Raw genomic sequence first — 24,009 nt, 5'->3', positions numbered from 1 at the left:
AGAGAGCGTCATTCGCTCTCTTTATCACTCCGGTAATTCTACCTTCAAGCTCATATCAGTCGGTTTTAACACTTTCTGAACCGCTGCGAGAAAGGCCAATCCATTATCAGATGGAGAATACTGGAAGGTAATATGGATGACTTTTTTATCAAAGTTATCGCCGTATCGTGCCACATACTGCTTGCTTTCGAGGAAGTAGATATAGTTGTTAAGTTTTTCTTGAAGTTTCAAAAGATGTTCTTCTTCGGTATCTGGAAGCCAAAGATTGCCATCTATTAATAAAAGTTCCAAGTCTGTATCACTCGTTCCGATTGCATCAATTTCTGAAACATCTAACTGAATAGGGATACTTTTAATCCTACATCTAAACTTTACAATCTCATATAATTCTTCAATAGCATCCTTTTCTCTTTCAAAACTAGCTTTTTCATGTAACTGTTGACGTTCAGTCACCTCATACACTATAAATCTATTTGCACTTAAATCCTGATAATACCCTATCGCAAACTGCTCTAAAACTTTTTTATTTAAGTACACAGTATAATATCTAAGTTTGTTGCTATTAAATTTTAAAAAGTCTAATAATTCCTGTTTTGTCATCAAAATTCCTCCATCATCCCTAAATCTAACATTACATCCCCCCTAAAAGGTGTTACAATCTGTTCAGCACCACCTGACATATCTCCCCATTCTGCTGCTTTCCCATGAACTCCATATTTAATGTCTTCGTATGACATATTTAACTCATTTGAAGTCTTTTCTAAATAAGTTCTATAATCAGCAGAATAACGTGCAAAATCTTTCTGTGATACCTCTTCAATTCCTTCTTCTCTCAAAATCCTATTAAAAGTCTTGATATCACCTTCACTGATAGCATCAATTTTATCAAAATAACTATCGGTTTTAAAGTTACCGTTATGGTAAGCTTTAAGATTTTCAACATATGGAATTGAACGTTGACTGTACGTATATGGTCCTTCGCTAGGAATATCCGAGAAGTTACCTCCTCCCATATGCCCAAATCGGCCCATGTGCCTTCTCATGGAGATTGAGCTGTACCAGATCATCCTTACCGCGTAGGCCAATCGGCACCGCCAAACTCTTATAAGGTGCATTCTTACCCCAGCGCTTAGGAATTTGCAGATCATCGAAGGTCTCTGCCCCATACATCTCCATAAAGGTCACCGTATCAGGAATAGAGCTCTTGAGATTCTGCAAGTGATTGAGCGGTGCCAGCGTTCGGGCAATCCGCTCCTTATCATAATCCTCTGGAAAGTGGTCTAAGCGGAAGTCGGTTTCCTTCAGCACCCCTTCTTCCATGACGAGTTGTCCCGTATTGCGGTCCTTGATATTGATAACCGTCTGGATATTCTCAGACAGCGAGCTCATCACATCTTCCACGAAGACAAGCGAACAGCCTAGGACAGTCATTTTATTTGTTTGGGAAATAGCAGAGCTAAACCCATGTAAAGTCAAGCAAGTTTTCAAAGGACAGATAGGATCTTTCCCTCGTCCCATTATATCATAATAGAGAGGGAACTGAGAGAGGATTCGGGGAAGGAACTAGAAAAAACCACCTGAAAATGAATTCAGGTGGCTGCTCAAAGAAACCAATGTAAAATGAGTTGAACTATTCCTCAGTGACCTTCGTATCTTTTCCTTTCCGACGAGCCAAAGTATCCGCATAATGTTTTCGGCTATTATTGAGCACGGAAAGGAAGCGTTTGTAAAGTTCATCGTCTTTCACTTGAGTCAAGATAGAGACATAGTCACTTAATTGCTGGTAGGGAGTCGAAACTTCCTTGCGTAGCTTCTTCACATCAAAGCTGACCGCTTGTAGCTTATCCTGTGAGCGTGAGGCAAAAAGCGTCTCAAAAGCTTGGTGGCTCTCCTTAAGGTTGTCCACAAACTTAGAAATGCCCAACGTTTCAAGCTGTGACTTGTATTTTTCCGATGAAAGTTTTTCTAACAAGTTAGAAATCAAGGCTGTTTCTTCTTCGTAGTGTTTCTTATGGGCATCTTTGTAGGTGTCAAACAGTAATTTCAAATTAATATAGGCTGTCTTTTCGGCTTCTCGCTTGCTTGCTCGGTAAGGCTTGATAGAATCCCGAAGTGCCTGCAAGTCCGCATCTCGCAAGTCGTCTGCTTCGTTTAATAACCCTGATTTCTCATTGGCACGAATGTGACCCAGCGAAGCTTGATAGGCAGGTAAGGCTGCTTGGATCTTCTCAACTAAGGTTGTCAGAACTTCTTCCTTTTTAATGTCCAAGTTTTCTTTCTTCAAATCATCCAGAAAGCGCGCAATGAACTGGGAGAATTCTGCGTGGCGAAGATTGCTATGTTTTATAGCTACAATTTTTTCTGTTTTCATAAACACCTCTTTTTTTATTGTTCTCGTCACCGAGGATGACGGGGGACACGACTTTATTTCATCTTATCAGCGTGGATGATGAAGCGAATCTCGTTAGCTTCAAACTGTCAGCGAAGATGATGGAGCAAAACGCTTTGACTTCAGGCTGTCAGCGCAGATGACGAAGTGAATCTCGTTAGCGTTAGCTCGTCAGCACGGATGACAAGAAAAAAGTCGCTTAATATAATATAACATAGATATATTTTTTCTTCAACTAGTTCAAAAATGTAGAGCTATGAGAAGAAGAACAATAGAAAAACCACCTGAATTAGTTTCAGATGGTTGTGAGATTGAAGTTATACATTATGGAAAATCATTATACATCCTATTATAATTTTCAATGTTTTTCTGAGTAATATATCTTTTTCTAACCATTTCTGTATCACTCTTCCCATTCGCATACTGTTGAAGACTGCCCCCTTCTATCATATGCCCTATTTCATTATCTATTCTGCTAAACTCATCTGCTACAGAATTAAGATATTCATCAAAAGATTCAATGACTGGAACTAAATCTTTTGTTAGAGCTTTCACCGCATCTGTTGCAGAAGCCAAGTGAGTAGTTGCAGAAGACTCTATCAGACTAGAGCTCTTCTCTTCTATTCTGCCACTCATGTCCTCAAAACTGTGTTTCACACTTTTGATATGTTCTGGTAATATTCGCTTTCGTCCCATTATTCTTCCTCCGTACTGGATTTATAATATTGTAAAAACTCTTCTTCGCTTTGAATAAGATGTTCCTGTCCATCTTTCGAACTAGTCGCTGGAATGGTGATATCCTTAAAGATATTTGTGCCCTCTGGAAGAACTAGCTTTAAGAGAGAGATTTTAAAACGAACATCTTCTTCTCCAAGAAAATATAATTCAGATAACAACCCTTTACTCAATATATCAAACACCTTTGGATATTTGCTTGACAAGGACAGGTATTGGGATTTTTCTACAGGTTCTTTAAAACTGAAGTTAGATGAATCAAAAGTAAAATTTTGGCTTGAAAGTCCATCATTTTGATTGATTATATCTTCAAAAGCGTCTCTATTTTTTATTGTATTTTGAAAAACATCATAAAACTCTTTGCCTGGCTTTCCAGACGGTGTTTCAGATAAAATTTTTCCACTCGTCAAATCAATTATACCTATAAAAGTTTTAGCACTTGGTTCACTATTCACAGCCATTTTTATGGGTAAATAATCTTTTTCATTCTCAGATTGTAATAATTTTGATGATTCAGCAACTCCAATTGGAATATAATCCTTATTATATTCCCTCACCATCTGAAATACATCATACGTCTTTTGTTTGATTGTCCCATCTTTCGTGTCATAGACGTCTAAAAACCAGTACTCTCCCTGCTCTGGAATATTACTTTTCAAATATGGAACTGCATCTTCTTCAAGTATCCAATACTTATACGTGGCTGATTTTAATTTGTAACTCTGGCGAACAATAAAATGTTCCCCATTGGTCGCTGTTTTACGATTGTTTACATTGATACCTGAATCATATTTTTTAGCTTCTTCTGCCTCCTTTAATTCTGACTCATTATCCCAATCAATCGCTACTGCCTTGTTATCATCCATGAATTCATAACTTGCAATTTTAGCCCTTGGACTCCACATGACAAACTGAGTAAGTTCATGCCTACGATATGCCTGATAAGCCAAGTATAATCCTATGACAGTAAGTGCAAGAAGCATGACTTGAACTAATTTTGATTTTATCAGTCTTTTCATTCTTCCTCCGTACTGGATTTATAATATTGTAAAAACTCTTCTTCGCTTTGAACCAGATGTTCCTGTCCATCTTTCGAACTAGTCGCTGGAATAGTGATATCCTTAAAGATATTTGTACCCTCTGGAAGAACTAGCTTTAAGAGAGAGATTTCAAAACGAACATCTTCTTTTCCAAGGAAATATAATTCAGATAACAACCCTTTACTCAATATATCAAATACCTTTGGATATTTGCTTGACAAGGACAGGTATTGAGATTTTTCTACTGGTTTTTTAAAACTAAAAAGAGATAAGACAAAGGCAAACTTTTCGTTTGAAAATTTATGATTCGAAATAAGAATATCTTCTAACTTCGGTTTGTATGATACTTCCTTATCGTTATAAAGGTCTTTGGAAGTTTTACCAGATGGAGTAGCTGCTATTATCTTTCCTTCCTCTATATCAATAAGCCCAGTTTCAGTTTTCAATTCTGGCTGTTGGCTAACAACCATACTAATTGGCAGGTAGGTTTTCCCTTGTTCCGTATACAAGAAATAATTAACGTCACGAATTCTTCTTGGAATATAATCCTTATTATATTCCCTCACCATCTGAAATACATCATACGTTTTTTGTTTGATTGTCCCATCTTTCGTGTCATAGACGTCTAACAACCAGTACTCTCCCTGCTCTGGAATATTACTTTTCAAATATGGAACTGCATCTTCTTCAAGGATCCAATACTTATACGTGGCTGATTTTAACTTATAACTTTGTTGGATGATATAGCGTTCTCCATTAACTCTCGTCATTGTTTCTACATTGACACGCGAATTATATTTCTTAGCCTCTTTCGCATCTTTTAACTCCGCATCATTATCCCACTCAATCGCTACTGCCTTGTTATCATCCATGAATTCATAACTTGCAATTTTAGCCCTTGGACTCCACATGACAAACTGAGTAAGTTCATACCTACGATATGCCTGATAAGCAAAGTAAAGTCCTATAACAGTGAGTGCTAGAAGCATGACTTGAACTAATTTTGATTTTATCAGTCTTTTCATTCTTCCTCCGTACTGGATTTATAATATTGTAAAAACTCTTCCTCGCTTTGAACAAGATGTTCCTGTCCATCTTTCGAACTAGTCGCTGGAATGGTGATATCCTTAAAGATATTTGTACCCTCTGGAAGAACTAGCTTTAAGAGAGAGATTTTAAAGCGAACATCTTCTTTTCCAAGGAAATATAATCTAGAAGAAGGGCCGGATTTCAAGATTGAAAACACTTTAGGATATTTATCTGCTAAAGAACTAAATTGACCATTTGATACAGACTTTTTTAGAAAAAAATTAGATAAAACTAAGGTGAAATTTTGATTTGAAAGTCTATCATTTTGATTAAGTATATCTTCGAAGTTATCTTTATGTGCTGTAGTCTTTTCTTTATTGTAAAGGTCTTTGGAAGTTTTACCAGATGGAGTAGCCGCTATTATCTTTCCTTCCTCTATATCAATAAGCCCAGTTTCAGTTTTCGATTCTGACTGTTGACCAATAGCCATACTAATTGGTAAGTAAGTTCTTCCTTGTTCCGTATACAAGAAATAATTATATTCACGGACCCTTCTTGGAATATAATCCTTATTATATTCCCTCACCATCTGAAATACATCATATGTTTTTTGTTTGATTGTCCCATCTTTCGTGTCATAGACATCTAACAACCAGTACTCTCCCTGCTCTGGAATATTACTTTTCAAATATGGAACTGCATCCTCTTCAAGAATCCAATACTTATACGTGGCTGATTTTAATTTGTAACTCTGACGAACAATAAAACGTTCACCATTGGTCGCTGTACTTAGCTCAACTTTTATCCTATTATCATATTTTTTGGCTTCTTCTGCTTCCTTTAATTCTGACTCATTATCCCAATCAATTGCTACTGCCTTGTTATCATCCATGAATTCATAACTTGCAATTTTAGCTCTTGGACTCCACATGACAAACTGAGTAAGTTCATGCCTACGATATGCCTGATAAGCAAAGTAAAACCCTATGACAGTGAGTGCAAGAAGCATGACTTGACCTAATTTTGATTTCATCAGTCTTTTCATTCTTCCTCCGTACTGGATTTATAATATTGTAAAAACTCTTCTTCGCTTTGAATAAGATGTTCCTGTCCATCTTTCGAACTAGTCGCTGGAATGGTGATATCCTTAAAGATATTTGTACCCTCTGGGAAAACGAGTTTTATCATATCTATGGACGTTTGCAAATCATCATCAGATGCAAGTTTATATATATAGCTTGTTTCAGGATTTTTAGAAATTATTTCCATAGATTTCGGGTATTTTCTATTTAAGAGCCAGTGTTTTGTATTATCTCCAAGTTTCCAAAAATGAATATCATTATCGCTAACATAAAAATCATGATCTTCAAATAGCTGTGAAAAGGAATCTATCGAACCAAGTCCAATTTTAGGCGAACTCTTTTTTTGATTGTTTGGGTCAATATCTACAATCTTTCCTGTCTCTAAGTCTATCAATCTCTTAAGTAATTTGGATTCGTCTCTGACATCAGTGATGGTATCTTCTTTTTTCCGTAAAGAAATCGTTAGATATTCCTTACCATCTATACTGTCTATCGAATACTTATTTAATATAAAAGCAGGATAATAGTTCTCATTATAATTTCTAGTGATCTCAAATACATCCAACACTTTCTTGTCTAACTTTTCACCCTTAGTGTCGTAGACATTTATTTTCCAATATTCCCCCTTATCTGGATAATTTTGTTCCAGAATAGGAAAATCATCTCGCACTTCATTCCAAGCGGATTTTGCTTTGAATCGCGCCGCATAGGAAACAAGGAAACGTTTGCCAGCTATTCGCCCTGGAGAGCCAAATTTAGGCTTTTCATCAAGAACACTTACTTGTTGATTAACTTCTTTGTTGCTGTGCCAATCAACTGTAATCATCCTACCGTTTTCAATAAATTCATAATCCGTAATTTCTGTATCTACTATCCAATATTTATATTTAGATAAATCTTGTTTTTTAAACTCTCGAATCCCAAATACAAAGAGCATACATACACCAAGTAAAATTAGAAAGATAGCACCAATTTTTTTAGCTTTCAATTGCCTATTCTCCCATCATCATATTTCTTTTTGAAATGATATAAATAATCATATACATCGCCCAATAAACTAAAAATAAAATACCAAAAACTTTTTCTGGGATGATTAATTGATACTCTAATTCAGTAAGCGGCTGCAAGAAAGTTATACTATTCTTACTCATAGATGTTCCTAAACCAATCGCAAGCCATGGAGCAAATATACATATAACAAGAAATAATGGCATTACGAAAATCATTACTAATATATTCCATCCTCGCGTCGTTTCTAGTGCATCATTAATATCTTTTTGTTTATCTTCCATTTATTTTCTCCTATTATCCAAACAAGGATGAGGCCGCCTTCAGACCACCATTGAAAAAATCAGAAACATTCTTGCCTACACTTTTGACAGTCTCCAAGCCCTGGTGGATTCCTTTCCCGATAGATTCCACTCCTGATTCTACTCCGTCTACAGCAGCATAAGCCAAATCTTTAGCCCCTCCTAAGTATTTGCTAGTAAGCAATCAGTCCTTAACCCATTATACCAGAATAGCTAATCAATTAGTAAAAAGTATAGAAAAGCACCTGAACTATTTTCAAGTGCTTCATCTAGAGTCAGAATCTCCAAGTTCGATCCTCCGTCAATAAACTAGGAATAGTGTCTATGAATCTTTATCTCTTTTTAGATTTTTTAACATGTTCCTTGTACATTTTTGACTTCTTCCCATACCATTCTTCAATGGTATAACCATATTCCTCACGGTACTTCTCTTGGTTTTTATTGACTGCATTCAAGTTCTCTAGCGTTACTACATTGGATTTAAAAAATGATACCAATAATAGTCCTAATAAAATAGGTGAAACCGGTAATAAAGCAAGCAATAAATGTGCTAGAAGGTTATTAAGACCATGGGTAAAGAGATTGATTCCATACATCAACAACCATAAGAATAAAATAACATTCAAAAATTTTTTAATATTTAGAGAATCAAAATAATCTTTTCTAGCGCCTTGCTTAGTAACGAGGATATAAATAAGGTAAATCAGTGATAAGACAAAACCAATCCAGTAGACGATACGAATTGCAACTAGAGGGATTAAATACAAGATGGCTCTAAACCAACCATAATAAAAAATCACAATCACGCACAAGTGAAGAATCAGAGACAATAAATAGGCTTTAATGCGATTTCTTTTGGAAATTATATAAAAGCTAATAAAACTGAGCCAACAAAATAAAAATAGAAAAACAAAAAAACTAGTTGGAGGAATCAGGCTATTTTCTACTGATGTCAACTGTGTAACTAGTTCGTGTCCATCTTCACTAGCCAATCGAAGAACCCCCATTGGAAAGTATGAGGCCCAAGTAATCAAAAACGAATATAGAGACATTACGAAAATCATTACTAATATATTCCATCCTCGCGTTGTTTCTAGTGCATCATTAATATCTTTTTGTATCTTATCCATTTATTTTCCCCCATTATCCAAACAAGGATGAGGCCGCCTTCAGACCACCATTGAAAAAATCAGAAACATTCTTGCCCACACTTTTGACAGTCTCCATGCCCTGGTGGAGTCCTTTTCCGATAGACTCCACTCCTGATTCTACCATGTCCACAGCACCATAAGCCAAATTTTTAGCTCCTTCATAAAAAGCCTTTTTCTGATCAGGGAAAAATATAGAAGTAGCAAGATTAATTGTTCCCAAACCAAGACCCGCAAGAGTTCCAACTACTAGCCCCTGTGGTCCAGCTTTTGCCCCTATCTTAGCTCCAAGCCACATACCATCTAAAGGACCAACGTTAGATATGGTATCAATGGTACCACCGATCACAGACTTCCCGACTTTTCCTACAGCCGTCTTCGAATCAGTCTTGGAATTGTTATAGTTCTTATAGATATTGACTCCCTCTTCCACAGCCAATACCCCCCAAGCTAGAGTTTCTCCCCCGATCTTTAACTTATCACTTTTTATAAAATCCTTTGCTATATTCCCTATCCCTGTTGCATGCTCTCCCATTAAAAAAGAAGCCGCTGTTTTGATGTGTTTTAGTCCCTTTGAAAAAGGCCCTAAAATCTTACTTAACTTACTAGCCCATTTACTGCTTTTTAGTGCATAGGGGAGATCCATCATAAAGGTTAATACTTTTTCTACCAATGGCGAGCTTTGAAGGGCCTGACCAATTTCTTTACTATATAAGAGAGTTTGGAATGATATTCCCTTACCACTTCCTGTATATAAAGTTTCCAGTAATTTCGAAACATCTTCAACACTTTTGATTCTGTCTGCCGTAGCTTTCGCCCACTTCCCAAGATCATTGACATCTATTCCAAGAATCTTAGCGATTGCTTCTTTTTCACCTATTCCTGTTAAACTGGATATAAAAGCAATAAAACTCTCTCTAGCTTTTATTACCTCTGCTTGTGAACTAATATTCCCGTCAATCCCAGAAATAGCCGATGCAACCGTTTGAGAGTCTGCTCCTTTTGAAACATCTAAAAACTTGGTGCTATACTGTTTATCTAGACTAACCACTCCATTTAGAGGATTACTATCTCCCTCTGAGGACATCTTCGTTAATTGTGTTTCGTATTCTTTCAGAGTTTCTAATTTGCTCTTAGCGCTCGTAGTGGCAGGGGTTCGGTTGCTTCTCCTGTCTTGAATTTCTTTTGGTATTGATTGATATGATTGACTTCATATCGGTTGAAGATCCGCTCTCTGCGGTGGATCTCCGCATTGATAGAGACCAGAGCTCGCATGGATTGGGCACCATCTAAGTTGGTAATAGTTCCCAAGAGATGGGGCAGGTTCTTAAAGAGATGAGCCATTCCCCCACCCTTGTAGTCGATGAGGAGAAAAGCTACATCATGCGGATGGAAGTTGACGGCGAGGGACAGGATATTTTTTTGTAAATAGCAGAGCAGATAAGCAAGCGAAAAATATAGAATTTTCAAGGTACTAGAAAATGTTCTTGTTCTATTATACCACAATATCGAAACAGCCCCTTTCCTATCCTATAGGAACCAAGCTACATTTTTGCACCATTAATTTATACTTATAGCTACACTAATTTAGCTTACGATAGGAAAATGACTAAAAAACGAGGACTTTCTTTAATGTCAAAGTAGCTCCTCGTTTTTGATTTCTATAAAGTATGGTAATATTTTTTCAATAATACCTGTATCTATAATCTTTAGTATTGGCTTTATATCACGAACCAAAATAGATAGAAAAGCCCCAAAATATACTAACAAATCTAACTTTTATCGGAAGTAGATTATCAGATGGAATTCCACTTACTCCTTCAATACTCCTACTTTAATATCTGTATAGACCCTCCCATCAGAGATTGTGGTAAAAAAGAAGGGGGGGGGTCAACTCACAATGTCCCTGATAATAGATATAACCAGCTAAGAAGCTTATCCCCTCTTTCACTGACTCATCATCTGGTTCCAAAATCCTAGTTGAAACAGTATTTAAAACTTGAAACATACTATGATACAAAAAGTCTTTCGGCAAAGCATTCTCAATACACTCTTCTTCAACTGGAATAAACAGTTCCATCAACACATCTTGATTTTCTTCTAGCTTGGAATTAATCGTATAAAAGAAAGGCCCTCGAAGCGTATATCCTGCTTTTCTTACTTCGTCTAAAAAAGCATTATAGGTGCCTGGCATCTCTTCTGGAGATACTGTATAATACCTTGAGATAACATTTCTATACTGTATATCTTGGTATTCTCCCACGTTTTTAAATAGCATCTGAAATCTCCTTAATTGGGATATTAATTTCAACAAAGTGTTGCCCAAATATTGGCAAAATAGCCAGAAAAACTGTATCTCCCAGCATTTCTAATCCCTCATCATGAATATACTGCTTCATTTCTTCAATTTTTGGAAGGAGATGTTCATCAAAAGGAGTTACCTCAGAGACACACTGCTCAATTGTAAAATGTTCAATGTATTGAAATTCATCATTCCCTTCAATTGGAATGTTTGTCGGAATATAGACCTTAAACAAGGCTTCTCCTGGCTTTCCAAAAGTGCTCAAACATGTTTCAATCGTTGTCGGACCATTTTTATAGACCCCTGTTTCAAATAATAATTTTTCACAACCTTCAATCAAATCTAGAAAAGAATCCATGGGTATTTTTTTCTCTGTATAAGCAATATTACTGATATCTATTCTTATTAATTTCATTTTATTTCTCCTCTATAAATAAAGTTATTAGTGCTTTTCTTTCTCCAACCTGTGAATACTCGTGCATACTCAAGCCAATAGAAGGGAAGGCATCCAATACTTACTCCCACAAGACTAGTAACTACATATACCGCCGGCAACATAAATAAACGTGCTATAACTACTACAATTGCTGCTGAACAAACAACAATAACAGAAGGGATATGTAACATTGTCTTCCTGAACTCTCCAGATGGTAAAGTCTTAGCCTTAGGGACAATTAACAACTGGTAAACAAAGGTTAGTAGCTGAAAAATAAGGCTCAGACCAATCAACACCATAAAGACAGACAAGTAGTCCTTCCCCAAAAATAGAGAACCCCAGAAAAGAAATTCAAGGTGAAGAATTAACACGGATGTTGCCGGAATCATTTGCAATAATTTTGATTCGGTAAACTTTTGGAATAGCAAAAACATGGACAACAAAACTAATATATGATAGATAGTAAAGTAAAGGATAATCATACTTACATCATGTATCTCACCTTCTATAAAAATAGACACTATAAATATCAGCAAAGTAAACATTACTTCAATTGTAGCTGACTTTAAAAAGTCAGAGTTTTTTATAGGTCTAGTATCCACAACTGCCATATTCAAAAACTCAATATACTTTTCTTTCATCTTATCCTCCTACGACTCCTGCCCACCATTTTTTCAAACCCTTTGAAAATCCGGTATGTTTATCAAGCTCATTTAAGCCCCAACTAATAGCTCCACCTACTGCCAATGTTATACCACCTACTACCATAACTGGCAAGGCAACAGGAATTGCTGTAGCTGTAGCAACCCCACCAACAGCAGCCAATGTCCCTATTCCTACATTCTTCAGAGTGTCAATCGTAACACCTCCAAATTGAGTCGTTATATACTTTTCACTTCCAACTGTCATATTTTTGCTAACAGCAATATCATGTGTTTCTCCCATTCCGTCTACAATATCCACCGCAGAAAATACCACATTTGCAATCGCCATACCTTTACCTAATTTGCCCATATTTTTAAAGCTATCTGATATCTTAATCCCTTCAGTAGGATGTATTGAAAATATGTTTGACAAACCGGCTGTTGCTGACGAAAGCGCTCCGTCTTTTCCAGCCTTTATGATATTAGGACGGAAAGGAGACATCATATCCTCGTACTGACCTCGAATATTTGTTCCCTTATTTGTAGTAATTTTACTGTAATTGTAATTTCGGTTTACACTATTACGACTGTAAAATTTATCATAGCCTAACAATTTATCTAGCTTTTGCCCAATAGGTGTTGTACCATGATGAAATATTAAATTTCCTTTATTATCTTTTGAAATTCGAGATCCCAAATACAAAACATTAGCAACATCAAAAACAGTTGTAGTTTTATTATATAATTCGCTAACTTTGCTATATGGAGAGTCATTAATTAACCTTAATAGTTCTGGCTTTGCCAATTCTGTCGGATACCGTTTTCCATACTCTGCAATCGCTGCTATATCATTCTCATCCAATTCTGTTTTATTTTTAATTTTATCTAAAACATTTTGGTAATTTTGGATCACCTCAGAACGTTTCGTCCACTCATTATTAATAGTATTAGCCCAAGGAGCTTGTCCCTCTACTTTAAAAGTTCCATCAAACTTTCCAAAGTCACCCGTGACTTGTTCGAAACCTTGAAAAACTAAAGTCTGTAAGCTTTCTGAATCCGAAAAATGACCACTGGTCGAGCTCGCAAACGACTGCAATTTTTCTAATTTCCTTTGTAACTCATCTCGCTTACTCGTTGCATTTGAGATAATTCCTCGAACGTTACTTTTATAAGTAGGATCGATGTCCTTTAGATTGGATAAACTATACAAAATAGCTTCTTGAGTCGAAATGGTTGCATTCTTCGCTTCAATTTGCTTTTGAAGTATCTCCTCATCTAGACTTTCTCCACCGACTTGTGAACGGTAAAGAGTCGGTAATTCACTCGCTTTTCCTCCTAGACTCTCTGAAAATAGAATAACTCCTCTAAGTAGGGGAAGCATTATATTTTCCGCATAGGACTTAGCGCTATCATAGGCTTTTCCTTTCAACTCCCCCTCTGTAATCAAATTATTAAAGGCAGTAATGACATCGTTATAATAATTCACACGGCTACTTAATACACTATTCGCTGTACTGCCCTGCGAATCTGCTGAGCCTATGTCTACTTTAATCCCCATTTTCCCCCTCCTTTTGTGATTCAAGACGGCGTTGTTGAAAAAGAAGTTCCTCTTTTTCGTCCTCTAGCATGGTCACCGCCTTTTTTAGTTCTTCTTTCCTCTCGGAGATAAAATTATCAAGTAGCTGTTCATTCCTTTTTAACATCTCTATATCTTCAAGACGATCCATCTCATCTTTAACTGATAACGGATAATATCCTAATTCTCTATATGGGATGAAGTTCGTTTGACAAAGATCTATGATCTCTGTCGCAACGTAAGAAAACTGATTTCTTTCTTCTTCTAGTTTTGATAATTTCGTTTGAATCTGTTGAACACCACATTGAATATCTTCTAATTTTCTGGTTTTTTCCATCCTCACTCCTTAAACAAATTATTTTGAGGAACAAATGACGGATTTGAATACAGAGAAGGTAGACCAGTTGTCCCCTTATTTTGATCCAACGGCAAATTATTTTGCCACAATGTGCTTATCTTCTCATCTACTACTTCGAATTCATTTGCGACACTATGAATTAGTTTTACAAACTCACTTATTTTCGATTGAACATTTTCAGCAATAGATGCCTCATTTATGATCAATCTTCTTCCTACCGTATTAGCAGTATAATAGCTTGTCTTATCTCTCGTAACTGTACCAGCAGTTGTAATGCTATTGCTTGCTGATACAATTCCAGTTGCAATAGTGCTTGCCTTGCCTTTTTCACTTTTTACTTGTCCCATGTTCAATAACCTTTTCAATTATCCTTTCTACTATCAAATTGTCAAGAGACAGGGTTGAATCTTAAATATCAAATAATATTGTTACTTATTCTTACTAATTTTGAGTTTGATGACTTCTTTCCGAGAATGTAAATAAACCTGATCGGGATCTGGAGCCACATCTCTGCTATACATTCCTTTATCTAAGAAGGTTTGATCCATTAGGCGCATACCAAAGATAACCCATTGGACATTTGTTTTGAGGTATCTTGGAATTGGGTCAATACTTGTTCCAATATAAGTATAATCTGTACCAATAATAAATCTCATCCCTACTCGATACCCCTTCTCAAACATAAATTGAAGCTGTTGTTCATTTAGATCGCTTTCAGATACCAGTGCTCTCATATTTGGTATAAAAATAATCCACTCAGATGATATACCTTTTTCAAGACGGCGCTCTATTTCATAGATTAGCTGATTTCCTATGTCCGATAGTTCCTTTTTACTTCCAACATAGGTTTTCACCTGATTACTATATGCTTCATATTCTTGGAAAGCATCAATCAACATCATATGGACGTTAGGCATTCTAAGAATAGTTTTTAATAAATGATGAGTTATATTATCAAAAGCATCTTCTGCATTCGATACATAAGCCATGTGTTTAAATTTGCTAAGAGAGATATTGACACTTCCAACCATTTCTAGCTCCAAACCGATAGGAATCTGACCATTCTCAATAGCTTCTTGTACACTAGGCAAATTCAAAAATACATCCATGGTCAACTCCTCTGGTACCATCGGAATAGCACTTGGTCGCTGTCCAGTCCAAGCTTCTTGAAGAGAAGCGACTTCCTGACGCAGGTTGTTAAGGACCTGTGCATCATTGGCACCCGCTACTGGCAGAGCCAGCTGGATGACATCAACCTCGTCACGCTTCATCAGCGCACGGCCCTTGATGTCTTCCATAGTCGCCGCAAGAGGAGTAGAGCCCACAATTGAGCGGACTTCTCCATAATCATTCTGTGGCAGACTCAGCTGGTGCTTGAAGTTAGCGTAGAACTGGGCCCGAAGGTTGGACTGACGGCCCGCTGTCACCAAGAGGTGAACACCGATGCTGAGACCTTCACGAGAGATGCGCACCAAGAGCTTAAAGAGTTCCGCCTCATAAGCCTCTTCCTTGATAGACTCATAGCTGTCTAAAAGGATGACGATAGCCGGCTCTTCCTTACCGCTAGCCTCACGATAAAGAGCGATGGTACCCACACCATACTCGGATAGAAGCTTCTTCCTGCGGTTGAGCTCGCTCTCCATAATCCGCACAAACTTGGCCACCTTCTCACTTTGATCTAAGAGAAGCGTATCCGCCACATGTGGGAGATTCGCCAGAGGCGCCAGACCATTGGTTCCAAAGTCAAGGAGATAGAGGGTCAGGTCTTTCGGACTGTGCTTTCTCGCCAAGTCCATGGCCGCACTCTGCAGGAAGGTGGTCTTCCCAGTCCCCGGACTGCCGTAAAGCAGGATGTTACCATCCCTAGTCAGGTTGATATGAGCCACTTCCTGAGCCTGTTTCTGTGGCATATCTGCCAGACCGATCAAAAGGTTCAGATCGCTTTGCCCCTTCTCCCATTCGGCTTGATAGTTGATCGGCTCTAGCTCCTCTAAGGTCAGCCGCTCTTTGAGCGGTGGCAGCCACGGCTGCGGTACAGGAGCGATCTTCTGCTTTTCAGTCAGAAGTTTGATGTTCTGCACAATCGCGTCCAGCTCCGTCGGTACTTCCTTAATCTCATCCGCATCTTCTAAACCCGATAGGTCTTCATTCAGGATTTCATATTGACCCAAGTCATTGATCAGGTAGATGGTATGGTCCTCAATGCCCATGTCGTCCTTATCCGGCTGGTAATCCGCCCCCGACCAGGCTGACTGGAAGAGTTCATAGACTTCATTATTGCCGACCTGTAGATAGGCACGACCCGTTTGGGTAATCTCTGCCGCATCTGGCGTGTGAAGCATTTCGTTGGAGTCAGACCGATCCGCCACCTTGAGCGCAATCTTAAAGCGCGAGTTGGACCAGATCTGGTCATCCACGACACCGGATGGTTTCTGGGTCGCAAGGATCAAGTGAATCCCCAGAGACCGCCCGACACGAGCGATGGACACCAGCTCCTTCATAAAGTCAGGCTGATTAACCTTGAGCTCCGCAAACTCATCCGAGATGAGAAAGAGATGCGGTAGGGGCTCGGTCGCTTCCCCTGTCTTGAATTTCTTTTGGTATTGATTGATATGATTGACTTCATATCGGTTGAAGATCCGCTCTCTGCGGTGGATCTCCGCATTGATAGAGACCAGAGCTCGCATGGATTGGGCACCATCCAAGTTGGTAATGGTTCCCAAGAGATGGGGCAGGTTCTTGAAGAGATGAGCCATTCCCCCACCCTTATAGTCGATGAGCAGGAAGCCCACATCATGCGGGTGGAAGTTGACGGCGAGGGAGAGGATATAGGACTGGATGGTCTCTGACTTCCCAGATCCCGTTGTTCCCGCAATTAGCCCGTGCGGTCCATGTGCCTTCTCATGGAGATTGAGCTGGACCAGATCATCCTTCCCACGTAGGCCAATCGGCACAGCCAGACTCTTATAGGGTGCATTCTTACCCCAGCGCTTAGGAACTTGCAGATCATCGAAGGTCTCTGCCCCATACATCTCCATAAAGGTCACCGTATCAGGAATAGAGCTCTTGAGATTCTGCAAGTGATTGAGCGGTGCCAGCGTTCGGGCAATTCGCTCCTTGTCATAATCCTCTGGAAAGTGGTCTAAGCGGAAGTCGGTTTCCTTCAGCACCCCTTCTTCCATGACCAGTTGTCCCGTGTTGCGGTCCTTGATATTGATAACCGTCTGGATATTCTCAGACAGCGAGCTCATCACGTCTTCTACGAAGACAAGTGAACAACCTAGGGCTGTCGGATCCTCTGTGAAGAATTCCATGATAACATGGTCCAAAATCAGCTTCTCATCCGTAATCAGAACCACATAATGGGGATGAAAGAGCGTGCTTTCCTGACGAGTCGCCTCTTCCTGCTGGGCGCGTCGTAGTTTCAAGATTTGATTTAGGCTATTTAGAACCTGATCTCTCGTCCGCTGGTTATAGACGAAACCACGGACATTCAGCTCCTGAAGCTTAGCATGGGGGAGCCAGCGCATCCAAGACCACTGAGCTCGCTCTTCCTCAGGCAGAATGGTGATAAATTGCACATCGTGGTAAGAATGGAAGGTTGCGATTTGCATGACCAGTAGCTGTAGCTGTTCTAAGACCAAATTTCGAGGACCGATATAGCCCACTGGCCCATGACTGAGATTAGCTGGAATGGGCATATCCGGAATTTTCCGATGCCGAGTGTAGAGGGCATAGCCCTCCTCTTCCAGCGCATCTTTCTTACCGCTACGCTCCTGCTGCCCATAGGTCAGCTGGTAGCTGGTTGGGAGTTTCCCCAGACCCAGACGGTAGTAAAGAAAGTCAAAATGGAGCGGTGTCTTTTCATAAATCCGGTGGTTGTAGCTCTCAACCAAGTCGGTCAACTCCAACACTGTCGGAAAGTGGTAGTGCATCCCTTCCTTTTGTTCCCGCTCAAGCTTGGTCAATTCCATAGCCTTGTCTTTCAAGTAGAGGTGATAGAGGTCTACCCTTTCTTTCTTGTCGGCCTTATACTTCTTGCGGTTTTTGATAAAGCCACGAACCGAAAAGACAATGCTGGCAGCCGACATAGCCATAGTAGCCAGAATATAAATTCCCCGCGGCTGGATGAGCGTAATCAGGATAACCACCCCAATCATCAGAAGCGGCGGAACGATTAGCTTTAAGAGCTCATCGCTCGGTTTGTGAGGCTCTTGACCTGGTGGATTGAGCAGAATCTTATCCTCACTCCCTCGGTAGATGATCCGTGGAGAACGGTGGTAATCCGGATAATCCTCATAAAATCCGTAACGAGACGGCTCTCTTAACGCCAGTTGACTACCAGTCTGAGCTGGCCCTTGTATCCAGACTTCATCAGGATAAAACTTAATGGTCACAGAACCAACGCTAATTTCATCACCAAAGCTGAGAGCCTGCTGATTCGTCTTTTCTAAGTGATTATTTCGATAAAAGTCCCCCTTAAATCGAGTCAGAATCCAGTTGCCCTGAGACTTTTGCAAGAGAAGCTCAATGCCTTCGTCCAGTTTGATAAGAGCCCCTTTTTGAGAACCGATGCGGATCTCCTGTTTGTCTAAGAGGTCATAAACTAGTGGTTCATCATCCCGCAGATAAAAGACGACTCCCTCTAGCATCAGACCATCCTTCACGACACCTGCTTCCTCACCATATTGGTAGAAGACTTCCTCGCCATCTGCCTTGAGTTGGATTGGTCTATCTTGTTGATAGAGATAAACTTGTGCCTTCTCCGTTGCACCGAGCAGGACTGTCTTATCGGCTCCCAGCTCTACTTCATAACGCAGACCTTGTGTATAGAAAATTACTTGTTTTGTCATGTTTTCTCACTCCTTGGCCTGTTTTAGTTGCTGGAGGACGATTTCGTCTCAGATGAGGACTTGTTTTCTGAGACTTCTTCTTGTTGGCTTGATGTGCTAGAGCTAGACTCACTCGCCAAGAGCTCACTTCGGCTATCCCAGTATTTCTTATACTCATTTTCTAGGGACTCTAGTTTAGCCTCTCGGTCTTTACCTGATAGCTTGTCATCCTCACGAACTTGCTTGATTTCCTGAGTCAAGGCATAGAGGATCAGGTCGCTGTCATTGATCCGTTTAGCAGTATCCAGCGCATCTTCAAAGCTGTTACGACCGATTTGAATCCAGTAAGTCAAGTAGAGCTCATCCGACTTGAGAGTGACATTATTAAGGATAACCTTCTTTTGATCAGAAGAAAATTCTAACCCTTGGATATAGGAGTACGCTAATTCATACTTTTGAGTATTCGGTAGGCTAGATGGAGCAATGCCTTCTAGTTCTGTAATAACTCCACTATAATCCACCTTGATAAAGGCCGTGTCTGCCTGCAAAAGTTTTTCTTTAAAGGGATTTTGCAAAAAAATCAGGTAGATAAGTGGAATGAAGAGCAGAACCACACTCACTGTCAACCAGATAGTGGCCAGCTTAAAGACTCGGTGCCGTCTGCTGGGTACCAAGACTAAATCCGCCTTTTCCTGAGCTGATTTTTCCAAATAATACTTCTCCAAAACAGCTACCCCAGTGGCTAAGTCCTTTGTCTGGCGCAGCTCGTTCAAAAAGTCTGGCAGAGTTTCCAATTCCAGTGAGCCATTATAAAGGTCCATAAAATCTAGGTCGCTAAAGAGCGTTACTGCAAAACACTTAGCCTGACGCAAAAAGTCCTCTGATGATAGAGACTGGGGTGACATAATCCCCGGTACACCTCGATAAGCAATCTTGGCTTGGGCATCTTTAGTAATAAAAAGATTGGCTGGATGCAAAAGAAAAGTAACCGGCAAATCTAAAGCTGCCTCCAAGGCAAAAACATTGAGAGCCAACCGAATCCGTTCCGAAATCGTACGAGTCTTGAGCTCCTCATAGCTAAGACCATGAGACTCCAGCTCATAGGTAAAGGTCACACTATCTTCATCCGCCACCATAGCCTGCTCTAAAAAGAGAGGATGATGCAAATCCAAGAGCAACAACTCCCGCAAATCCTGACTGGCCACATCTGAGCGCTTAAGACTCAGCTGCCAATTTGTTTCATTTTTTTCATAGATAAATGGCTGTTCGCCAAAGACAAATCTTTCCTCAGTCACCTGGTATCTCCTCTATCTCTACTAAATCTCCTGTCGTCATAGGATAATCCGACAGATACTTACCTTCATCCAGCAACAAGCCTTTATTGACAATCCGCAGCTGGTACTTTTTCCGTTCCGTTCCGGGATTAAAAATACTATCAATTTCCCGAATAAGCCGACGTACCTCAATCCGCTGGGGAATTCGAATATCCACATCTCGATCTCGCAAACGCAGGGTAATATTGATATGCTGTTCCATCTCTCACCTTTCTCCTTTTTTATATATCCTTCTCCGATTATTATTGACCTACCTCTGACGACTATACAGACTCAACCTTCCAAAGCCAAGCTAATCCATCTCTGCTGTTGCCACTCGGTAGCTGACAACACCCGTTGCTCCAATAATCACTATAACGAGACCTGCATAGAACATCCCAGGCAGAAAATCACCCCAGTCACTGGTCTCTTCATTTTCCATATTTGTCTGGAATTTGGATAAATTTTGAGAATTATGTTGAAATAGTTGTTCTTCAGGCGATTTTTTCACTGACCCCTGTATAGCAGAAAACAGCTGGTCCCTTTCGGTGATCAACTGTTCATCTTGATAATGCTGGATTTCCTGCAGTTTCTTTTGAGTCGCCTCGTTGAAAAGCTCCTTGATTTGTTCGGACTGCACACCAAAATTCAACTCCTCTTCCTTCTCAAGTCGGGAGTTATCAATCTGTAGACTATTGTCCTTCAGGTCATCTGCAGCAGCCATCGAGACTGCTGCACATGCTCCCAAGGTAAGAAGTAAGAGAAGTATTTTTTTCATATCCTTATTTTTCTATACTTTTTCAGTTTGAGTCATTTGATATTGAAGACTTCTTGTTCTAATAAAGATATTGGCTGCAAGTAAGAGAACTAAAACAATCAACATCGCAAAGAAGACAAAGAAGCCGGCAGGCTGTCCGTCAAAGTAGCCTGAAAGCAGACTTTCCAAGACTGACAGAGCATTAAGATCCTTGATAAAGGCTGGGAACCCTGTCAGACTAGCTGTCGTGCCAATCGCATTTGAGAGGTAGACAAAGCTAATCATCATAAAGAAGGTAAGCCCCATACCAATAACACGGAAATGCTTGAGTAACAGATACTGTCCTTGGATTAAGATGAAACCAGCCGAAACCATCAGCAAGACCCATGATGGCACATATTCACGACCAACCTGAAGCTGAATACTAGATACAATCCCAATAATTAATCCAATAGTTAGAGCTAGGAAAGACAATATGCCGACATTCATAATATCCGTATCATGCAGTTTGTCCAATTTGAACTTATCCTTGACCTTGCGGATAACATTTTGTGTCGCAAAGAGATACGCTGTAAATAGACTAACAATCTCTAGAAGCAAAATCCAAGTGAAGGGACGGTAAACATTGACGGTTGCCTTGACAGAAGAAGAACTTTGTGCCACTGGACTAGATAAGAACTTAAGAAGAATTTCATTCGGCACACCATTTTCATAGGCATTATTGAGAACCTTGACAAAGGACTCGACAAAGTTTCCATTAGCAGCCAATTCTTCATTAAATTGCGCCATTAAAGAATCCGCATCATGAGATAGTTTTTCAGTGCTACTTTGAGCATTAGCCAATTCGCGATTAAGGTTAGTAAAGATTTGATTTACAGACTCAGCTGCTTTAATGTTATTCTGAGAGGAAGACTTCACGCTAGATGTTTCTGTCAGCAGAGAACTATACTCAGAATTAAGCGAGGTCAACTCAGAATCCGTCTTAGCAAAAGCTGCTTCATTATTACCTTTCGCAGTAGAGATATTTGCTAAACGAGTCTTCAAATCGCCATAGAGATTAATTTGACTCTTAATTATTTGTCCCAATGTTTCATTATTGGATCTAACAGTTGCAATCTTTTCCCTCAACTGACCAATAGATTCATCCATCTTTTTCTGAACACTTGCGTCTGACTTACCATTCTCATCCAGAGTAAGACTAGCTTGATAAGTAGACAAATTATCCTGGATTGCTCCTATTAAAAGATCACTCAGGACTTTGTTCATAGAGCCTTTTTTCAGATTTTGCAATGAATCGTAAACCTTCAGTAAACTTTGAACACGCGTATAAGCAGAAGCAATCTCCTGTATTTTTTGGGCATAAGCCGCTGCTGCATTCCGCACTCCCTGAACATCTATAGGGGTACTGATAGCTTGGATACCATCAAGAGATATATTAATGAAAGCTTCTGTTGAAGTACTAGCGGGAACATTGGTAGTAGCTGTTGAAGTACTAGTGGTAGCATCGGTAGCTTCTGTTGAAGTACTAGAGGAAGCATGGGCCACACTGTAATGTACCACAAAAGTTCCACCAGTCTTCAGATTAAGTTCCTGACCAGATGTGATGTTAGTACCATCATAGGACACAGAATGAATTGTCACCCCTGCAGGAGCTTCCCAGGAAACCCGCGCTGTTGTTCCAGTCTGACCAGCAGATTCGCTAGTTACAGTAGCCTGACTAACTAAACCAGCCAATTCAGCAGAAGTGGTTCCGTTAGTTGGTGTACCGAACTGTCCGACAGTACTATAATCCAGATTCGGAATAGTGACACGGGAAATACCAAACTCAGAAAATGACTGACCGCTGAAATTTTCTGCTGGCAAGGCTGCTACAGCCATAGCTAATTGATCTTTTACTACACTCTCAGCATCATTCAATTCTTCAAGATTGGCTGTGTTCAGCACCTTTTCCAGAGTAAGAGTGTCTCCCTTTTCCAAACCGTAGTACGTATTTATCTTCTCGGTAACAAAGGTTTCTATAACTGCCTTGTGAGCATCTAGTTTAGCTCGTTCTGCCGTCAAAGCAGCTTCTAAAGCAGTGACTTGGTTGCCCAGATTGTCAGCACCAGAATTATCTTGACCTATTTCGCCTAGCTGAGTTGTCAGACTTTCCTGAGTATTTTTTAAAGTCCTATATAGTTCCTGGGTCTCTGCATCCAAATACTTTGCATCCATCTCCATCAACTGCTTCATAAACTCTCCATGGCTGATCTTGTCTTCCCCCCGCTGCTTGAGTAGGCCATCAAAATTCTTGCCATAAGTGGACTGCGAGCTATCTAGATGGTCAAAAACTTGTGAATAACTTTCTAAGGTCGTCTTCAAAGCATTGTTAGCATCCACAGAAGAACTAGATATGCTAAAAAGGGTTGGAAAGATATTTTTTGAGTTAGTAGCCGTCCCTAGCAGATTAGTTCGGTAAGTACCAATATTGGTTACTTGCACTTGAGAGCTGGCTTGTACATTTTGCTGAGCAGTATAAAGGTTGCTCAGGATACTAGCCATATACATATCAACCAGCTGACTATTGAGGTCAGCAATGATGTCCTTTGCTAGCTTATTCGCATCATTTTCAACCTGCAAATTTCCTGATGCATTGACCTTGTAGGTCACTGTTGTCTTGTCCACATTGATATTGTTGATATCTAGAATCTTTTCAGAAAAGTCACTCGGAATGGTCAGAACCAACTGATACTTCCCTTTTTCCAGACCAGAATCCGCTGCTCCGCGTGTCACAACAAACCAATTTTGTGAATTGTCTCGCTCGATATTTTTTACATAGCTAGCACCAAGATTATATTCTTTTTTATCCACGCGCACAGACTGGTCTTCATTAACAATAGCTACATTAAGCTTAGTCTGTTGACTGGTTTTTAGCTTAGTATCATTACTGCTTGTCGTGTTTTTTTGCACTGATATATTCAAAACAATTACTGTAAAGAGCAAAAAAACAACCAGCAAACTATTTCCTATATACTTTAAAAGTCTCTTATTTCCCATTTCTCTATTTTCAATTCTCGAT

Annotated in this window: 23 protein-coding genes and 2 pseudogenes; all 25 read right to left on the bottom strand. The window is 39.5% G+C overall.

The window, feature by feature from the left end:
• Positions 1-24: 24 nt before the first annotated feature.
• Entirely contained in the window at positions 25-600 is a 576-nt protein-coding gene (locus AC5FEC_RS06335; RefSeq protein WP_493661663.1) for a DUF6572 domain-containing protein, read from the bottom strand.
• A complete protein-coding gene (locus tag AC5FEC_RS06330) occupies positions 600-1,031 on the bottom strand; it encodes a hypothetical protein (RefSeq protein ID WP_493661662.1) in 432 nt (143 codons plus the stop codon). Before AC5FEC_RS06330 ends, AC5FEC_RS06335 begins: the two co-directional genes overlap by 1 nt.
• Positions 1,024-1,392 (bottom strand): annotated as a pseudogene (locus AC5FEC_RS06325) (cell division protein FtsK); the annotation flags it as partial. The pseudogene AC5FEC_RS06325 and the gene AC5FEC_RS06330, both read right to left, overlap by 8 nt.
• 238 nt (positions 1,393-1,630) lie before the next feature.
• Positions 1,631-2,371 (bottom strand): DUF6261 family protein, encoded by a 741-nt coding sequence (locus AC5FEC_RS06320; RefSeq protein WP_493661661.1) that lies wholly within the window; start codon positions 2,369-2,371, stop codon positions 1,631-1,633.
• 342 nt (positions 2,372-2,713) lie between these two features.
• Positions 2,714-3,085: a hypothetical protein gene (locus AC5FEC_RS06315; RefSeq protein WP_052076778.1), complete on the bottom strand. Its 372-nt coding sequence runs from the start codon at positions 3,083-3,085 to the stop codon at positions 2,714-2,716.
• Positions 3,085-4,143 carry a hypothetical protein gene (locus tag AC5FEC_RS06310; protein ID WP_493661660.1) on the bottom strand — a complete coding sequence of 353 codons (1,059 nt, stop codon included), beginning with the start codon at positions 4,141-4,143 and terminating at the stop codon, positions 3,085-3,087. The genes AC5FEC_RS06315 and AC5FEC_RS06310 overlap by 1 nt, the downstream gene beginning before the upstream one ends.
• Positions 4,140-5,189 (bottom strand): hypothetical protein, encoded by a 1,050-nt coding sequence (locus AC5FEC_RS06305; RefSeq protein WP_493661659.1) that lies wholly within the window; start codon positions 5,187-5,189, stop codon positions 4,140-4,142. The genes AC5FEC_RS06310 and AC5FEC_RS06305 overlap by 4 nt, the downstream gene beginning before the upstream one ends.
• Positions 5,186-6,238 (bottom strand): hypothetical protein, encoded by a 1,053-nt coding sequence (locus tag AC5FEC_RS06300; protein ID WP_493661658.1) that lies wholly within the window; start codon positions 6,236-6,238, stop codon positions 5,186-5,188. The genes AC5FEC_RS06305 and AC5FEC_RS06300 overlap by 4 nt, the downstream gene beginning before the upstream one ends.
• On the bottom strand, positions 6,235-7,263 hold the full coding sequence (locus AC5FEC_RS06295) for a hypothetical protein (RefSeq protein ID WP_493661657.1): 1,029 nt from the start codon (positions 7,261-7,263) through the stop codon (positions 6,235-6,237). Before AC5FEC_RS06295 ends, AC5FEC_RS06300 begins: the two co-directional genes overlap by 4 nt.
• A 4-nt stretch (positions 7,264-7,267) precedes the next feature.
• Entirely contained in the window at positions 7,268-7,567 is a 300-nt protein-coding gene (locus tag AC5FEC_RS06290; RefSeq protein WP_493661656.1) for a hypothetical protein, read from the bottom strand.
• 13 nt (positions 7,568-7,580) lie between these two features.
• A complete protein-coding gene (locus AC5FEC_RS06285; protein ID WP_493661655.1) occupies positions 7,581-7,733 on the bottom strand; it encodes a hypothetical protein in 153 nt (50 codons plus the stop codon).
• A gap of 184 nt (positions 7,734-7,917) precedes the next feature.
• On the bottom strand, positions 7,918-8,715 hold the full coding sequence (locus AC5FEC_RS06280) for a hypothetical protein (protein WP_493661654.1): 798 nt from the start codon (positions 8,713-8,715) through the stop codon (positions 7,918-7,920).
• Between the two features lie 13 nt (positions 8,716-8,728).
• Entirely contained in the window at positions 8,729-9,784 is a 1,056-nt protein-coding gene (locus tag AC5FEC_RS06275; protein WP_493661653.1) for a hypothetical protein, read from the bottom strand.
• A gap of 95 nt (positions 9,785-9,879) precedes the next feature.
• Positions 9,880-10,239, bottom strand: a pseudogene (locus AC5FEC_RS06270) (FtsK/SpoIIIE domain-containing protein); the annotation flags it as partial.
• 352 nt (positions 10,240-10,591) lie between these two features.
• A complete protein-coding gene (locus AC5FEC_RS06265; RefSeq protein ID WP_493661652.1) occupies positions 10,592-11,011 on the bottom strand; it encodes a DUF5085 family protein in 420 nt (139 codons plus the stop codon).
• The gene (locus AC5FEC_RS06260; protein ID WP_217472947.1) at positions 11,001-11,450 is read right to left on the bottom strand and encodes a hypothetical protein; all 450 of its coding nucleotides are present in this window, start codon (positions 11,448-11,450) and stop codon (positions 11,001-11,003) included. Before AC5FEC_RS06260 ends, AC5FEC_RS06265 begins: the two co-directional genes overlap by 11 nt.
• Positions 11,447-12,112 carry a lantibiotic ABC transporter permease gene (locus AC5FEC_RS06255; protein WP_217472948.1) on the bottom strand — a complete coding sequence of 222 codons (666 nt, stop codon included), beginning with the start codon at positions 12,110-12,112 and terminating at the stop codon, positions 11,447-11,449. Before AC5FEC_RS06255 ends, AC5FEC_RS06260 begins: the two co-directional genes overlap by 4 nt.
• A 1-nt stretch (position 12,113) precedes the next feature.
• Complete coding sequence (locus AC5FEC_RS06250; RefSeq protein WP_493661651.1) at positions 12,114-13,673, bottom strand: T7SS effector LXG polymorphic toxin; 1,560 nt, start codon at positions 13,671-13,673, stop codon at positions 12,114-12,116.
• The gene (locus AC5FEC_RS06245) at positions 13,663-14,028 is read right to left on the bottom strand and encodes a hypothetical protein (protein WP_234549552.1); all 366 of its coding nucleotides are present in this window, start codon (positions 14,026-14,028) and stop codon (positions 13,663-13,665) included. Before AC5FEC_RS06245 ends, AC5FEC_RS06250 begins: the two co-directional genes overlap by 11 nt.
• Before the next feature lie 2 nt (positions 14,029-14,030).
• Positions 14,031-14,396, bottom strand: a complete 366-nt coding sequence (locus AC5FEC_RS06240) for a TIGR04197 family type VII secretion effector (protein WP_217472951.1) — start codon at positions 14,394-14,396, stop codon at positions 14,031-14,033.
• Positions 14,397-14,477: 81 nt separating this feature from the next.
• Positions 14,478-18,902, bottom strand: coding sequence for a type VII secretion protein EssC (gene essC, locus AC5FEC_RS06235; RefSeq protein WP_493661650.1), 4,425 nt, complete (start codon positions 18,900-18,902; stop codon positions 14,478-14,480).
• Between the two features lie 23 nt (positions 18,903-18,925).
• A complete protein-coding gene (gene essB / locus AC5FEC_RS06230) occupies positions 18,926-20,176 on the bottom strand; it encodes a type VII secretion protein EssB (protein ID WP_493661649.1) in 1,251 nt (416 codons plus the stop codon).
• A complete protein-coding gene (locus tag AC5FEC_RS06225; RefSeq protein ID WP_493661648.1) occupies positions 20,169-20,417 on the bottom strand; it encodes an EsaB/YukD family protein in 249 nt (82 codons plus the stop codon). The genes essB and AC5FEC_RS06225 overlap by 8 nt, the downstream gene beginning before the upstream one ends.
• A 90-nt stretch (positions 20,418-20,507) precedes the next feature.
• Positions 20,508-20,972 (bottom strand): type VII secretion protein EssA, encoded by a 465-nt coding sequence (essA, locus tag AC5FEC_RS06220; RefSeq protein WP_037618147.1) that lies wholly within the window; start codon positions 20,970-20,972, stop codon positions 20,508-20,510.
• Between the two features lie 12 nt (positions 20,973-20,984).
• Entirely contained in the window at positions 20,985-23,987 is a 3,003-nt protein-coding gene (esaA, locus tag AC5FEC_RS06215; protein ID WP_493661647.1) for a type VII secretion protein EsaA, read from the bottom strand.
• Positions 23,988-24,009: the final 22 nt, after the last annotated feature.

Source organism: Streptococcus sp. STC1396 (genome assembly GCF_058933875.1).
The sequence above is the reverse complement of the archived record's forward strand: the minus strand, read 5'-3'. Positions and strand labels throughout refer to the sequence as shown.